Consider the following 15,002-nt stretch of genomic DNA (forward strand, 5'->3'; position numbering starts at 1 on the left):
GATTATTCGGCTCCGGGTTGTTTATCGGCTTGTTTGGCGCGGTTCAAGGCAGTCAGACCGGCATGAGCGGCGACGCCGGCGGTGACGATGCCGGCGGCGGTGCCGCCGACTACGTCGGCATTGGCTTCGATACCGAACTGGTTGATGCCGGTCAGGCGGTCGTAGAAACTGCCCTTATCCCAGAAACCGTCCTCGGAACAACCGATACAGCCGTGGCCTGACTGGATCGGAAACGAGGTGCCTTCGTTCCATTTCACGGTGGAGCAGGCGTTGTAAGTGGTCGGTCCTTTGCAGCCCATTTTGTACAGACAGTGACCCATCCGCGCCGCCTCGTCGTCCCATTGTTCGACGAACTGGCCGGCGTCGAAATGCGGCCTTCTATAGCATTTGTCGTGGATGCGCTGGCTGTAAAACATCTGCGGCCGGCCTTGTTTGTCCAGCGTCGGCAGTTTGTCAAAAGTCAGCAAATACGCCACCACCGCGGTCATGACTTCGGCGATCGGCGGGCAACCGGGGACTTTGATGATGGGTTTATTGGCCAGGCCCGGCACTTTGTGGACCGGCGTGGCGCGGGTCGGATTGGGCTTGGCGGCCTGCACGCAACCCCAGGAGGCGCAGGAACCCCAGGAAATGATGGCCTTGCAGCTTTCGGCGGCGTATTTGAGTTGCTCGACAAACGGCTTGCCGCCGATGATGCAGTACATGCCGTCCTCGGCCAGCGGCGGATTGCCTTCCACGGCCAGGATGTAATTGCCTTTGTATTTTTCGACGATCTCGTCAACGATGGCTTCGGCCTGATGGCCGGCGGATGCCATGATGGTGTCGTCGTAGTCCAGGGACAACATCGACAGAATCACGTCTTTAGCCAGCGGATGGCCGGAACGGATGAAGGATTCGGAACAGCAGGTACACTCCAGACCATGCAGCCACAACACCGGAATCCGCGGCTTGGTTTCCATCGCATGGGCGATTTTCGGCGCGAAGGCCGGGCTCAAACCCAGCGAGGCGGCGGTCAGGCTGCAAAACTTCAAGAAGCTGCGGCGGGTGATGCCCTGCCGGCGCATCACATCGTAAAAGGTTTCGATCATGGACACTCCCGGCACGGCGCAACCCGGAGTCATGTGCGGCCCAGTCGCGCGTGTTTATGCCGTTACTCAGTTTATTATTATGGAGACGGCAGCGCCGCCTCGGCCCGCAGAGAAAGAGCAACATCCATGCCGACGTATCGGCCCGACCAAAACCCTGTGAATCGTAAGAAAATATGCCGCGGCCGCGCCGTGTGCGTGTCGGCTATGTTACAAACTCGACAATAACCGCAACGATTTGCCGCAAAACAAACAAAACCGACCGCGACCCGCTTGCGGATAAAGCGGCCGAACATGACAGGAGAGTTTTATGACGACGCGGATTTTGATACTGACCTTCATCGCCTTGATCGGCAGCCAGGCGGCACGGGCCGACTGGGACCCGGCATTGGAAGCCAAAGCAACCGCCGAGCGGGCCAGGCAACAGCAAGCGCAAAAAATGCCGGATGCTGCCAAGGCGGAGCCGGAGGTGATGGACGACAAACGCAAAGCGTTGGGCGTGGCGGCGCAGGGCAAGACAGACGCCGAAGTCGACCGGCTCTACCAAGCCCAAATCCGGCAAAACCAGGAAGAAACGGAACGATTATCGGCGGAAGCCCGCGCGCTATTGAGCAGCGGCCAGGGCGCCGCGGCGGTGAAGCAAATCACCGGTAAAACCTTGCAGGAATTGGAAAACATGTCCGACGCCGAAGCCGAAGCGCTGGCGCAAGAACTGGAGAAAAAATACGGCCAATAAAGCGCGGAGCGTCAACCGCCGCTGCCAATATTGCGGCGCCTCAGCCTTGCAGCGCGACAGCTATTCGCCGTCGATTTCCTGCTCCAATAAGGTCCGCAGGCCGGCCGGCATTTCCAGCGTCTCCATGTCCCAGCCTTCCAGTTCCAAGACGTCTTTCAGGCACTGCTCCATGATTCGGTGCGCTTGCTCGCTGGCTTCGGCGATGCGGGCGTGGACCTTGGTTTGCACCTCGCTCCGGCTGCGGTCGGCGCAATTCGCCTGGTAATCGAACAGGTGACGCAAACTGTCGATCTGTACGCCGACCTGGGACGGGCAGGAACACAAATACAGGATGGATTGGATGTTGATGCGTTGCAGTTGAGCTTTGCTAAATTGGGTTTCCAGTTTCATACGGAGGGCTCTGGTATCGGTATTGTTATAGTTATCTAAGCGCCACTCCTGGCTAGAATCCGCCGGCCCGTTCCGTCACGGCTCGGCCGGCATAGGCTATCAAGGCCACCGCCGCTTAGCAATCACTGCCGCTTGATTTTAAACAGGTGGCCGCCGTAGTTGACGACGATGCCGTCTTCCATGATCTGTTTCAACTCCAGCCGGTCTTTGATCATCTGGCCCGGCACGTATTTGACCATATCGATCATGACGAAGCGTTCGGCCGGGACCGGCGAATAACTGTAGACATTGATCGGCAACGCGGGCAAGGACTGGCGTACGTCCGCCGGCAGGTCTTCCAGCGTTTGCAGCGCGGGTTTAGCCGGCAGCGGGGCCGCCGCTGGGACCGGCTCGGTAACTGTCTCGCGGATTGGAGGAACTGCCTGGGCGACAGGGCTGGGGACGCCAGGCTCCGGCAACGGCTTGGCGGCAACGAACGGATCGGGCGGCGGCTGAACTGCAGCCGGTTTGACCGGCTCGAGCGGCGGTTTTTTGGCCTCGACCGGTTTAACGGCGGCTGCAGCCGCAGCGGCAACGTGGGCCGGCTCCAGCTTGGCCTTGGGCGTAGGCTTCGCCGGCAACGGCAGCCGGTCGGCCGGGTCGGGCCGGTTCGACTCCGCCAGTGGCTGCGGCGGCAACTGAATCGACGTAGCAGGCGGGGGGTTGTCGTGCGCGGCCATCCGCGGTGCGATGCCGAGAAAATAGGCCAGAATTGCCGCGTTGACCGCCAATAACGCCGCGATGATTTTGGCCGCCGCTTGCCGCTCCGGCGCCTGTTGCAGCACGATTCGGCTGGCGACCGTATCCGGTTGGCTGGCTTGCCGCTCCCGTTCCGATTTGCGCAATGCGTTCAGGATGTAAGACATGTCTAAAACCCTAGTGCCGGCCGGCCTGCAAATGTGGCGAATCGGCGGCGCCGGTTAAATTATCGAGTTCGATCAAAGTTTTGGCGCCGGCGACACCGTCGGCAGCCAAACCCTGTCGGCGCTGAAATTGGATCACCTGCTGTTTTAGCGTCACATCGAAAGAATCGGGCGCGGTCTCGGCCCGCGGCAAAACCATGACTTGCCCCAACTTCTCCCGCAACCACAATACCTCGGCCGACTTCTGCCCCACGCCAATATCGGCGGCGCCAGGGCGCGGTGAACGCCACAATAACAGATAATTCCCGCCCCAAGCCGCCAGCACATCGGCCAATGGAAAATGCATCGTAGCGCCGGACTGGACCAAGGCCTGGTCTTGCTCGACGCCTTGAATCGGCAAGAAGCGCTTGCGGCCCTGGCTGTCGACAAACTCCAGCAGGACCGGCCGATCCAGACCGAGGACATCCTTCCAATTGCCTTTGCCGGCCAGGCAATGCAGCCCTGATACGGCCACCAGCTGATGGCAGTCAGTCAACCCATCGGCCGGCAGAGACACGCCCCAAACTCGCAACAATTCGCCCAGTGCGGCCTCGAACGCCGGTGCCGAGTGCTCCAGCCAATCGCGAAATGCCGGACTTCCCGGTTGGGCGGCAAGCGGTTGCGGCGCAGCCGCTGCTGGAATAGCTAACGGTTTTACCGGCGGTATCGCCGGCAAGCCGTGACGCCAGGCATAAAACCCCGCCATACCGGCCAGCAAAACGAGGCTGGCCGCAATCGACACAGAAAATCGCGGCAGCCAACGCTGCAACCCCAGCGTTTCCCGCGCCGAGCGGTTGACGATGGCCGGCGTAATCCGCCCGGTGTTGGTGGCATAGGCGCCGAGCAAGGCTCTATCGCACAAGATATTGATCAGCCGCGGCACGCCGGCCGAATAGCGGTAGATCAGACGAAACGCGGCGGCGCTGAACAGACGGTGGCTGCCACGGCAAACCCGCAACCGGTGTTGAATATAAGCTTTGGTTTCGTCGAACGACAGCGGCAACAGATGGTAGCGCGCGGTGATGCGCTGGTTGAGCTGGCGTAACTCGCGGCGCGCCAGCATCGCGTTCAGTTCCGGCTGGCCGACCAGAATAATTTGCAGCAATTTGGCCTTGCTGGTTTCCAGATTGGTCAGCAGCCGAATCTGCTCCAACACTTCCAGGCTCAGATTTTGGGCTTCGTCGATCAACAACACGGTACGGCGGCCATTGGCATAAGCCGCCAACAGATAGCGGTTGATCGCATCGATCAGGCTTTTCGCCGTCATCGCCTCGTGGGCTATGCCCAACTCGTCGCAAATCGTCGCCAACAGTTCAATGGCGTTCAACTTGGGATTCAAGATCAAGGCGATATCGATATTTTCCGGCAATTGTTGCAGCAAGCAGTGGCACAACGTGGTCTTGCCGGTACCGACCTCGCCGGTCAACGCCACGAAGCCGCCGCCGCGGTCGATGCCGTACAGCAGATGCGCCAGGCCCTCCTGATGCCGCTCGCTCATATACATGAAATGCGGATCGGGCGAGATCGAAAACGGCGCTTCGCTGAAGTTGAAGTATTGTTGGTACAAGGTAATGGCGATCCCAAAGAAAACTTGGCAGATGCTGATTTAAAGCCGGGCGAAGTGCAGTTAAAGCTGGTACGTCCTGCAAACGGCCAGCGAACCCTCTCGATCACGGCAGCCCCTTTTTTAATTCCGCAACCACGCTGGCGGAAATCCGGTAACCGGCTTGATTGAGCTGGGTAACCGCTGCCTCGGCGTTATCGAGCAAGCCTTTACGCTGTCCCGCAAACAATACAGCCGCGGTGCCAACGATGTCCAAATGCATGCGTAAAGCCTGCTTGCGCGCCAGACCGTCATCCAAAATCAGCAGTGATTTGCCCGACCGCTGTAAAGCCAACTCGATACTGGACTGTTCGCCCGGTCCCAGGCTTTTGGATAATTTGTGTTTAGGTTCCGGGTTGGCGACACATTGCACCCAAGCCGTGGCCAATGCCTGCCGAATCAGCAGGCCATCCCGGGTAAGATTGCAAAGGCATTCGTCGGCCACCGCTTGCGTGACGGTGATTTGGTGGAACAACGCCGGCAGTAGCGGCAATTGGCCGATCTTGGCCAGCGCGATCAACGGGCCGGCATCGGCGATTACGACAGCCACGAATCCAGGGTCTGCATTTCCTTGCCGGTTTGCTGATCGGCCTCCACCAAATCGATATCCAACTGAGTCAGATGCTCGATAAACTCCGACAAACTCAAGCCGCTGACTTGCGCGGCGGCGCCCAACGACAACACCCGGTCCTTGAACAAACTGGCCGCCAAGGCGGGTTTGAGCTGTTCGTTAATATCGCCCAGCGACGTTTTTAAATTAAAGAGTAACGCATTCGGCTGATTACCTTTCAAAATCAACACCGGTTCCTGCTCGGCATGGCGCAAAGCTTCCGACGGATTTTTTTTCAAATTCCTGACATTGGTGGCGTACACGGCGCTACTCCCGATTAAAACCCGGAGTGTAGTCCACACTCCGGGCCAACGCAATTCGGTTTAGGGTTATACCCAAGCAGACTCGGTGCTTACGCGCGGATGCTTCGCTACGGTCCTGAAACCTTAGGGCCAAAGCCAGTCGTCGGCCTCCGGCAAATCCACACCATGCTCGTAGGCGTAATGCCGACACTCGATCTGCATGTCGCGCATCTTTTCCTTGACATGGGCGCCGGCGACTTTCAAGCCGGGCAAGCGGTCGATCGCATCGATCACCAGACTAAAACGGTCGATTTCGTTTTGAATCGCCAACTCCAGCGGCGTGTTGATGCTGCCTTTTTCCTTGTAGCCGCGCACATGCAGATTTTTATGGTTGGTGCGGCGGTAGGCCAGGCGGTGGATCAACCACGGGTAGCCGTGGAAGTTGAACAGAATCGGTTTGTCCAGCGTGAACAGGCTGTCGAAATCCTTGTCGCTCAAGCCGTGCGGGTGCTCGCTGGCCGGCGTCAGTTTGTATAAATCGACGACGTTGACGAAGCGGACTTTCAACTCCGGAAAGTGTTCGCGCAGGATCACGGTCGCGGCCAGAGCCTCCTTGGTCGGGATGTCGCCGGCGCTGGCCATCACCAAATCCGGCTCGGCGCCGGCATCGTTGCTGGCCCAGTCCCAAATGCCGATGCCTTTGGTGCAGTGTTTGATCGCCGCGTCGATGTCCAGATATTGCAGGTGCTTTTGTTTGTCGCAAACGATGACGTTGACGTAGTTGGTGCTGCGCAGGCAATGGTCGGCGACGGCCAACAGGCAGTTGACGTCCGGCGGTAAATAAATACGGGTGACCGCCGGGCTTTTATTGACCACCAGGTCCAAAAAACCGGGGTCCTGGTGGGTAAAACCATTGTGGTCCTGGCGCCAAACGGTGGATGTGATCAGCAGGTTCAACGACGACACCGGCGCCCGCCAGGAGACCGCCTGCATCATCGCCAGCCACTTGGCGTGCTGATTGAACATCGAGTCGATGACGTGGACGAAGGCTTCGTAGGTCGAGAAAAAGCCGTGGCGGCCGGTCAGCAAATAGCCTTCCAGCCAGCCTTCCAGCGTGTGTTCCGACAGCATTTCCATGACCCGGCCATCGACAGACAGCTCGCCACCGTCGGCATCTTCCGGCAGGAAGTCGGCCAGCCAGGTTTTCTTGCTGGCGGCGTAAATCGCATCCAGCTTGTTGGAGCTATTCTCGTCCGGACCAAACACGCGGAAGTTGGCCATATTGTCGGCCATGATGTCGCGCAGGAACTGGCCGAGCGGGCGGGTGTTTTCGGCGCTGATTTTGCCGGGGCCGGGCAAGGCCGCCGCGTAATCGCGAAAATCCGGCATCCGCAGCGCCCGCCGCATTACACCGCCGTTGGCGTGGGGTGTCACGCTCATCCGGCGCTGGCCTTGCGGGGCCAGGGCTTTCAGTTCCGGCAGCAAACGGCCGTCGGCGTCGAACAATTCTTCCGGTTTGTAGCTACGCAGCCAGTCTTCCAGTTGTTGCAAATGCGCCGGATTTTCTCTCACCGCGGCCATCGGCACTTGGTGAGCGCGCCAGAAACCTTCGACTTTATGGTCGTCGACGAACTTGGGCCCGGTCCAGCCTTTCGGCGAACGCAGCACGATCATCGGCCAACGCGGCCGCGTCACTTCACCGCCGTTGCGAGCCGCCTGCTGTATCTCGCGGATTTCCAGTAAACAAGCGTCCAGCGTCTCGGCCATTTTCCGGTGCATCGCCAGCGGCTCGTCGCCTTCGACGAAATACGGCGTCCAGCCGTAGCCTTTGAACAAATCCTCCAGCTCCTGATGGGAGATGCGCGACAACAGCGTCGGGTTGTTGATCTTGTAGCCGTTCAAATGCAGGATCGGCAACACCGCGCCGTCGCGGGCCGGATTCAGAAATTTGTTGGAATGCCAGGACGTCGCCAGCGCCGCGGTTTCGGCCTCGCCGTCGCCGACTACGGCCGCGACCAGCAAATCCGGGTTGTCGAAGGCTGCGCCGAAAGCGTGGGAAATGCTGTAACCCAGCTCGCCGCCCTCGTGGATCGAACCCGGCGTTTCCGGCGTGCAATGGCTGCCAATGCCGCCCGGAAACGAGAACTCTTTGAAGAACTGGCGCATGCCCTCTTCGTCCTCGCCCTTATTCGGGTAGATCTCGCTGTAGCTGCCTTCCAGATAGGCCGGCGCCAATACGCCGGGCGCGCCGTGGCCGGGGCCGGCGATGAACAATACGCTCTGGTCGTATTGCTTGATGATCCGGTTCAAATGCACATAGGCAAAACTCAGACCCGGACTGGAGCCCCAATGGCCGAGCAGGCGGCGCTTGATGTGTTCGGGCTGCAAGGGCTGGCGCAGCAACGGATTGTCGCGCAGGTAAATCATACCGGCGGCCAGGTAATTGCAGGCGCGCCAATAGGCGTTTATCTGTTGCAATTCGTTATCGGAAACTGGAGTGCTCTTATTCATCGTTGCTTCACCGTTGGGTTAAAAACGCCGCACATCGCTGTCGCGGTCAGGCCGGCGCATAGCCGCCGGCATCGCTTAGTTGCCGGGTGCGGGCATAAGTTTCCTGAATGATTAAGGCGTCAGTGCTGGCCCGATGGCGATGCAACGCAAATTCCTGGATTACCTGGTGCTTGGTATGGTTCCAGATTTCCATTTGGGTTTCTCTGAGAATCATTTCCAGAGCGCTGAGGTAAAAACTCGGTTGCAGGCCGGACTGGTAAAACAGGCGGGACAGCCAGGGTTTGTCGACCACCCAACCGTCGCAATACACGGTTCTGCCGGCTAAAAACTCATTGAGTTCGGCGGCCACTTGTCGTATCGGTTTACCGTAGTTCAGCAACGTGTCCCGGCTCAGGCCGTGCACCTGTTCGGCCTGGTCGTCCCAATACACCCAATTGCCGGCCGGCCGGATCAAAGCGCAGTATTTTTGGCCGGAACCCAAAACGACGCCAACTTCGATCGGGTAACTGTCGACACCGAAGCCGGACGCTTCAAAATCGAGCACATTCGGTCTGAGGGGCTGCATCTGCGTATCCTTTTGCGTGCGGGCTGATTCAGTAAGCCTAGCGCAAAGACCCAGTTAACGTAAGGATTTTCGGGAATGGCGCCCAAATCGCCAAAGGCGGAAAAGGCACTATCGATGCGGCCGGGTTTTGGCGGCCGTTTTTTTCGAGGCAGCCTGCGCTTTTTTGGCCGATTTACTATGCGCACGCTTTTTGGAATGCGCACCGGTCTCGCTCGGCGACGGTGGCGCGGCCGGCGCGGCATTGATCGGCACGGCAGCCTCGGCCAGATCGTCGCGGTCCGGCGGCAGGTCGGGCGTCGGCAAGCTTGCCGCGCTGTCCCCATTGCCGGTTTCGTCGACTGCGGCACGGTCGCAGTCCGGCAAGTCCTGATCTTCCGGCGAGCAGATCACCCGATAAACGATGCGGCGGCCGTCGTTTTTGCCGGCTGGCGCAAGTTCCGGCTGCGCTTTCGGCGCGGTGTCGTCGGAGATGCTGCCCAGCAATTCGGCGTGGGCCAAACCGCTAACGACCGACAAACCGATCAGGAGACTCAAGTAACAAGCAAGCAACGTAAAGCGACTATTAACCGGCCCCTTAAATATCTTGGTTTCCGTGAAAGCTGGAGCCCGGCCTCCACGCTGGATTCCCGCTTTCGCGGGAATGACGGCCACAGAGTGTCTACGAGCCAGGCTAATTAATTCGAATCGGCGCGAATCAAACATGGCTTTGCGATTTTTTCAGGGTGCGCTTGGCCTGGTTCCATAAATCGTCCAGTTCGGCCAGCTCGCAGTCGCGCAATTGCCGGCCGGAGGCTGCAACTTCCTTTTCGATGTAATTGAAACGACGGGTAAATTTTTTGGTGGCATCGCGCAAGGCAATCTCCGGATTGACTTTCAAATGCCGGGCCAGATTGACCGCCACCAGCAACAGGTCGCCGACTTCCTCGTGGACATGGGTCTGATCGCCGGACTGCCAGGCTTCGTGCACCTCCTGCAATTCCTCCCGCACTTTTTCGAACACCGGCTCGGTATCCGGCCAGTCGAAGCCGTGGCTGGCCGCCCTGTTCTGGATTTTCTCGCATTGCACCAAGGCCGGCAGACTTTGGGCGACGCCGGCCAGCACGCTTTCGGCGTGTTGTTGCGGTTGCTTTCGCTTGCGTTCCTCGGCTTTGGCTTCGTCCCAGGCCTGCTGGCGTTGCTCGTCGTTGTCGAATTTGACGCCGGCGAAGACGTGCGGATGGCGGGAAACCAGTTTTTCGCCGATCGCGGCGGCGACTTGTTCAAAATCGAACAGGCCGCGCTCCTGCGCAATTTGCGAATGAAACACGACCTGCAACAACAGATCACCCAGCTCGCCGCGCAAATCCTCGAAGTCATTGCGCTCGATCGCATCGGCGACCTCGTAGGCTTCTTCGATGGTATACGGAATCAGGCTATGGAAATCCTGCTTCAGATCCCAGGCGCAACCCGTTTCCGGATCGCGCAAGCGGGACATCAAGCCGAGCAATTCCTGCGTCTTGCTTAAACTCAAAACGTGGAACCGAAGGTTTCCTGATAGCGTTTTTTGAATTCCGCCATCGTGAAGGTATGGTTCTGGGTACCGTTGTGCTCGATCTTGATCGCCCCCAGCAGCGAGGCGATGCGGCCGGTGACCTCCCAGTCGTAATCGTTGCTCAAACCGAACAACAAACCGGCGCGGTAAGCGTCGCCGCAACCGGTCGGGTCGAGAATTTGTTTGGGATTGGCCGGCGGAATGTCGATGACCTCGCCGCGGGTATAGACTTTGGAGCCCTGGCTGCCCAAGGTCACGATCAGGGCGTCGACCTTTTCGGCGATTTGTTCCGGCGTCAGACCGGTACGCTGTTGCAGCAGTTCGAATTCGTAATCGTTGAAGGTGGCGTAATTAGCCTGTTCCAAAAACTGCAACAGTTCCGCGCCGTCGAACATCGGCATGCCTTGGCCGGGATCGAAAATGAACGGGATGCCCTGCTCGACGAACTGGGCGGCGTGCTCCTGCATGCCTTGCTTGCCGTCCGGCGAGACGATGCCGATCGTGATTTCCGCGTCCAGCGGCACGCTGTTGAAATGCGAGAAATTCATCGCTCCCGGATGGAATGCGGTGATCTGGTTATCGTCCTGGTCGGTAGTGATATAGGCCTGACCGGTGTAATGGTCGTCCAACACCTTGATGTAACGACTGCTGATGCCGCATTGGCTGAGCCATTGCGCATACGGCTCGAAATCGTGGCCCACGGTCGCCATGATCCAGGGCTCTTCCTGCAACAACTTCAGATTGTAGGCGATATTGCCGGCGCAACCGCCGTATTCGCGGCGCATCGCCGGCACCAGAAACGACACGTTCAAGATGTGGACTTTTTCCGGCAGGATGTGGTTTTTGAATTTGTCGTGAAACACCATGATGGTGTCGTAGGCCATGGAGCCACAGATCAATGCACTCATTGTTTTCCTTTGGGTTTGACTAAACTTTAGCGGCCCTAAGGTAACGGATGTTGCTGACGGGTACAAGATAGCAGGCGAAACAAGCCAAACCGCCTGTCGCCTACAGCAGTATCATGCCCCAGGTCGCCGCCGCCCAAATCAACGACAGCATCACCGCCGCCGAACCGATGTCCTTGGCCCGGCCCGACAATTCGTGGTGTTCGAAACCGACCCGATCGACGACGGCTTCGACCGCGGAATTCAACAATTCCACCAGCAGCACCAACACCACGCTACCGATCAGCAACACCTTTTCTATCGCGGTTTGCCCCAGCCACAAGGCCAGCGGCGTGGTCACGACGAACAATGCCACTTCCTGGCGAAACGCCTCCTCATGCTGCCAAGTGGCCTTGAAGCCGGCAATCGAAAAAAAACAGGCGTTGATCAAGCGCCGCAAACCCTTTGCGTTTTGGTTAGCCATCGGTGGTTCTTATGCCTCTATAAAATCTTGGTAACCCTGCGCGTCCAACAACTGGTCCAGTTCGGCAGGATCGTCGGCCCGGATGCAAAACAGCCAGGTTTGGTATGCATTTTCATTGACCAGTTCCGGTGCGTCCTGCACCGCCTCGTTGACCGCGACGACACTGCCGCCGACCGGGCTGAACAAATCGGATGCGGTCTTGACCGACTCGACCACGGCCAATTGCTCTTGCGCTTTGACGACGCGACCGACCTCCGGCAAACCGATGAAGACGATATCGCCCAATTCGGACTGGGCAAAATCGGTAATACCGACACGCACAATGCTGTCGTCTTCCAACTTGGCCCATTCGTGGGTTTGCGCGTATTTCAAATTTTCTGGTGCTTCTGTCATGGGGTGTCCCTCTAGCCGTAATCAATCCGAAACAGCATAACCGGCTAATTTTTTAACACAACAAAAAAATGTCGGCCCCGCGGCCGCGAACTTTATAATCTGCGCCGACTCCGCTCCCGGCCGGCAGCGAACGCCGACGGCCGGATTTGTTCACCCAACCCTTCGACCCAGTTCATGCTTAGCGCTTATGCCCTGGCCGGCTTATTAGGCTGTTTTTCCATATTGGCCGCCGCCGCGAGCGATGACGACGATGCGCCGGCAGCTCCCGCCACAGCCCCGGCGACAGTCTCGGTACAGGCGGAAACGCTGACCCTGGATGCGACCGCCCAAAACCTGGCCGGTATTCGCAGCCAACCGTTGCAGGCGGTACGCCGACAACCCGAATCCACCGCCTACGGCACCGTGTTGAACCCGGAACCGTTATTGGCGGTGCGCCAGCAATTTCTGGCGGCGAGCGCCCAGCATGCCGGAGCCCGTTCCCGCTTCAGCGAAGCCGAACACAATTTAAACCGCACCCGCGACCTGCACCGCCAGGACATCGTTTCCACCCGCCGTTTGCAGGAGCAGCAGGCGATACGCGATGCCGACCAAGCCAATCTGGCCGCCAACAGTTACCAGCAGCAACTAATCGCCGCCAACAGTCGTTTGACCTGGGGCGACACATTGACCGAGTGGTTCACCCACCCGCAGCACAAAGCCGCCGCCGAACTGCTCGAACACCGGGCGCAACTACTGCAAATCACACTGCCGGCCGGCAGCCGTCTGGAACCCGGCGTGGTCCGGATTCAAGTCGATCCGGCCGGACAACGCCAGTCCGCGCTCAGTGCCGAACTGGTCTCGGCCGCGCCGTTAGCCGATCCGGTTACGCTGGGCCAGCGCTATTTTTTCAAGTGCGGCCAATGCCGCTGGCCGTTGGGCACCCACGTCACGGCCTGGTTGCCCAGCGGTCCGGCCGGCGAAACCGGCGTAGACCTGCCGCAATCGGCAGTGGTTTGGCACACGGGTCAAGCCTGGGTATTCGTCAAAACCGATGCGACCCATTTCAACCGCCGGCCACTGGCCGCCTATTCCGTCAACGGCGGACATTATTTCGTCGCCGAAGGTTTACATCCGGGCGAAGAAATCGTCACCAGCGGCGCGCAAACGCTGTTGTCGCAAATGCTGAAAGCGCAGATTCCGGAAGAGGATAACGATTAGCGGCCGAGCGCCGACCTAATGCTTGATCTGTAATACTTCAACCGATTCCCAGACCCGCTCGACGAACTCGGTATCGATCTGCGGCATGCCGCAGCTGATCCATTGCACGATGCTCTTGGCCACGTTGGGGTAAGTCACCCGCACGCTATGCGGGTTGTGCAGCCAATCCTCAATCGCTTGCGGATCCAGGTCGAACATGGTGTGGCCGTAACCCAGTTGTTTCAGTGCCTCGGCATTGGAGATTTGTTCCATCTGCGCGTGTAACGGCTTGACCAGAATTTTCTTGCCCAACTGCAATGACTCGCTGGCCAGTTCGAAACCGGCGTTGCTGATAATACCGGCACAATCGTACAAGTCACGCTGAAAGCCGTCGCGCGACAGCGGTTTGCATTGCACGTGCGAGTATTTGGACGCCACCGGTTGCGGCGAATAGACGTGGAACTCGAAATTTTCGAACGGACACAACAATCTGACCACTTCCTCGCCGTCTTCGAACGGCAGATACACCACGATTTTGTTGGCCTGAACCTGCGGCGGCAACTCCGGCGTCTCGATGATTGGCGGCAGAATCGGCTGGCCGAAATGATGCCAATGCAGACCGATACCGATATCGGCCGGCGCGAAATATTTCATGACCCGCTCGGCGATCGGATCGCCGCCGGCACGCGGAATCTTGTGACCGAATGCATATTGATGGCCGATGCCTAACACTTGTTTCTGCTGCCGTTTCGCGGCCCAGGCCGTGACCGGTTCGAAATCACTGATTACCAGATCGTAAGCGCTCAAGTCCAGGCTGCCGATATCCCGCACGAACCGGATCGGACTGGCCTCCAATGCGGTTTTAAAGTAGCTGACCTGACCTTTGTGGGTGTTGAAGGTCAAGCCGGTTTTGACTTGGTAACCGTTAAAGACCTCCATGTCGAAATACTTGTCCGCCGGGCGACCGCTGAACTGAAAGTCCACTTCGCAACCGGCCGCGTATAATTCCTTCGCCATTACCCGCGCCCGGGTAATGTGGCCGTTACCCGTGCCCTGCACACCGTAAAAAATTTTCATGATAGAACGTAGTTGAGACTAAAAATTGCGATGCCGACACCCAGCACCATCCCCATCAGCGTGTCGGTCGGAAAATGCACCCCCAGCACGACTCTGGAAAAGCCGACCGCCGCCGCCCAGCAATACAAAACCGTCGCCAACGCCGGCAGGCAATAGCCGAACAGGGTTGCCACCATGAACGCCGCCGAAGTGTGGCCGGACGGAAAGCTGAACTGGTCGGCCGGCTTGATCGCACTAGTAAAATTGCTCAGCGCTTGCTGCGGACGGTTACGTTTGAAACCTTTCTTCAGCGCGAAATACACCGGTCTTTCGATCAAAAACGCCAAAACCATGGCTTGCAACAACCCGTCCTGACCGCCGCGATCCCAATACAGCCAAGCGGCCGCCAGCACATACAGCAAGCCGTCGGCGGTACGGGAAATACCTCGGCACACCGGCATTAGACTGGCCCGAATCGCCACGCCGTTAACCCAGGTGAACATCGTCACGTCGTATTTGTGGATGGAATAAATTAGCTTCATGGCTTAGCCCTCCCGTTTGTTGCGCGCGTCGGCCGCGACTGTCGCGCAAACTCAAAATCTTGGATTTTCCTTACCTTCAACAATCCTTGACTGCACGGCCAGATTAGGGGGGCTTTGTGACAAGCGGATGACGCTTTGTTTAAGGTTTTGTGACAAGGCCAAATTCCGGATTGTTTGTTACAATTGCCGGCTGCGGCGCGCCCGACTCACCTGGCGGCAGGCCCTGAGCTCCCGGCCCGCGCGTTCCCTTTAC

At 58.6% G+C, this 15,002-nt stretch carries 17 protein-coding genes; 2 read left to right on the top strand and 15 right to left on the bottom strand.

What is annotated here, in order from left to right; genetic code table 11:
- Positions 1 to 2: 2 nt before the first annotated feature.
- Entirely contained in the window at positions 3 to 1,088 is a 1,086-nt protein-coding gene (locus tag AC0IM9_RS07950) for a hydrogenase small subunit (RefSeq protein ID WP_313901401.1), read from the bottom strand.
- Positions 1,089 to 1,395: 307 nt separating this feature from the next.
- Here AC0IM9_RS07950 and AC0IM9_RS07955 point away from each other — a divergent pair, with 307 nt between their 5' ends.
- Entirely contained in the window at positions 1,396 to 1,821 is a 426-nt protein-coding gene (locus AC0IM9_RS07955) for a hypothetical protein (protein WP_482803645.1), read from the top strand.
- 60 nt (positions 1,822 to 1,881) lie between these two features.
- Here the strand turns inward: AC0IM9_RS07955 and AC0IM9_RS07960 are convergent, their stop codons facing one another.
- From AC0IM9_RS07960 to gcvH, 12 genes are all read right to left on the bottom strand, one after another.
- On the bottom strand, positions 1,882 to 2,211 hold the full coding sequence (locus AC0IM9_RS07960; protein WP_140911519.1) for a hypothetical protein: 330 nt from the start codon (positions 2,209 to 2,211) through the stop codon (positions 1,882 to 1,884).
- Between the two features lie 122 nt (positions 2,212 to 2,333).
- Entirely contained in the window at positions 2,334 to 3,116 is a 783-nt protein-coding gene (locus AC0IM9_RS07965; RefSeq protein ID WP_482803646.1) for a general secretion pathway protein GspB, read from the bottom strand.
- Positions 3,117 to 3,126: 10 nt separating this feature from the next.
- Entirely contained in the window at positions 3,127 to 4,719 is a 1,593-nt protein-coding gene (locus AC0IM9_RS07970) for an ExeA family protein (RefSeq protein WP_445371640.1), read from the bottom strand.
- 103 nt (positions 4,720 to 4,822) lie between these two features.
- Positions 4,823 to 5,305 (bottom strand): PIN domain-containing protein, encoded by a 483-nt coding sequence (locus tag AC0IM9_RS07975; protein WP_140914386.1) that lies wholly within the window; start codon positions 5,303 to 5,305, stop codon positions 4,823 to 4,825.
- Positions 5,293 to 5,628, bottom strand: a complete 336-nt coding sequence (locus tag AC0IM9_RS07980; RefSeq protein WP_186289697.1) for a UPF0175 family protein — start codon at positions 5,626 to 5,628, stop codon at positions 5,293 to 5,295. The genes AC0IM9_RS07975 and AC0IM9_RS07980 overlap by 13 nt, the downstream gene beginning before the upstream one ends.
- A gap of 123 nt (positions 5,629 to 5,751) precedes the next feature.
- The gene (locus AC0IM9_RS07985) at positions 5,752 to 8,118 is read right to left on the bottom strand and encodes a phosphoketolase family protein (protein ID WP_445371641.1); all 2,367 of its coding nucleotides are present in this window, start codon (positions 8,116 to 8,118) and stop codon (positions 5,752 to 5,754) included.
- 46 nt (positions 8,119 to 8,164) lie between these two features.
- Positions 8,165 to 8,683, bottom strand: a complete 519-nt coding sequence (locus AC0IM9_RS07990) for a 3'-5' exonuclease (RefSeq protein ID WP_445371642.1) — start codon at positions 8,681 to 8,683, stop codon at positions 8,165 to 8,167.
- 108 nt (positions 8,684 to 8,791) lie between these two features.
- Positions 8,792 to 9,217 (bottom strand): hypothetical protein, encoded by a 426-nt coding sequence (locus tag AC0IM9_RS07995; RefSeq protein WP_482803647.1) that lies wholly within the window; start codon positions 9,215 to 9,217, stop codon positions 8,792 to 8,794.
- A gap of 160 nt (positions 9,218 to 9,377) precedes the next feature.
- Entirely contained in the window at positions 9,378 to 10,193 is an 816-nt protein-coding gene (gene mazG, locus AC0IM9_RS08000) for a nucleoside triphosphate pyrophosphohydrolase (protein ID WP_482803648.1), read from the bottom strand.
- Positions 10,190 to 11,122 carry a carbohydrate kinase family protein gene (locus tag AC0IM9_RS08005; protein ID WP_482803649.1) on the bottom strand — a complete coding sequence of 311 codons (933 nt, stop codon included), beginning with the start codon at positions 11,120 to 11,122 and terminating at the stop codon, positions 10,190 to 10,192. Before AC0IM9_RS08005 ends, mazG begins: the two co-directional genes overlap by 4 nt.
- Before the next feature lie 100 nt (positions 11,123 to 11,222).
- Positions 11,223 to 11,582, bottom strand: coding sequence for a diacylglycerol kinase (locus tag AC0IM9_RS08010; RefSeq protein WP_140914379.1), 360 nt, complete (start codon positions 11,580 to 11,582; stop codon positions 11,223 to 11,225).
- A gap of 9 nt (positions 11,583 to 11,591) precedes the next feature.
- The gene (gene gcvH / locus AC0IM9_RS08015; protein ID WP_140914378.1) at positions 11,592 to 11,975 is read right to left on the bottom strand and encodes a glycine cleavage system protein GcvH; all 384 of its coding nucleotides are present in this window, start codon (positions 11,973 to 11,975) and stop codon (positions 11,592 to 11,594) included.
- Positions 11,976 to 12,149: 174 nt separating this feature from the next.
- On the opposite strand from gcvH, the gene AC0IM9_RS08020 reads away from it, so the two are divergent.
- Positions 12,150 to 13,172, top strand: coding sequence for an efflux RND transporter periplasmic adaptor subunit (locus AC0IM9_RS08020; protein WP_482803650.1), 1,023 nt, complete (start codon positions 12,150 to 12,152; stop codon positions 13,170 to 13,172).
- 15 nt (positions 13,173 to 13,187) lie between these two features.
- On the opposite strand, the gene AC0IM9_RS08025 is transcribed toward AC0IM9_RS08020, so the two are convergent.
- Both AC0IM9_RS08025 and AC0IM9_RS08030 read right to left on the bottom strand, forming a co-directional pair.
- Entirely contained in the window at positions 13,188 to 14,228 is a 1,041-nt protein-coding gene (locus AC0IM9_RS08025; RefSeq protein WP_482803651.1) for an MJ1255/VC2487 family glycosyltransferase, read from the bottom strand.
- Positions 14,225 to 14,749: a phosphatase PAP2 family protein gene (locus tag AC0IM9_RS08030; protein ID WP_482803652.1), complete on the bottom strand. Its 525-nt coding sequence runs from the start codon at positions 14,747 to 14,749 to the stop codon at positions 14,225 to 14,227. Before AC0IM9_RS08030 ends, AC0IM9_RS08025 begins: the two co-directional genes overlap by 4 nt.
- Between the last annotated feature and the right edge of the window lie 253 nt (positions 14,750 to 15,002).

This window comes from Methylomonas sp. Uni0011, assembly GCF_056850255.1.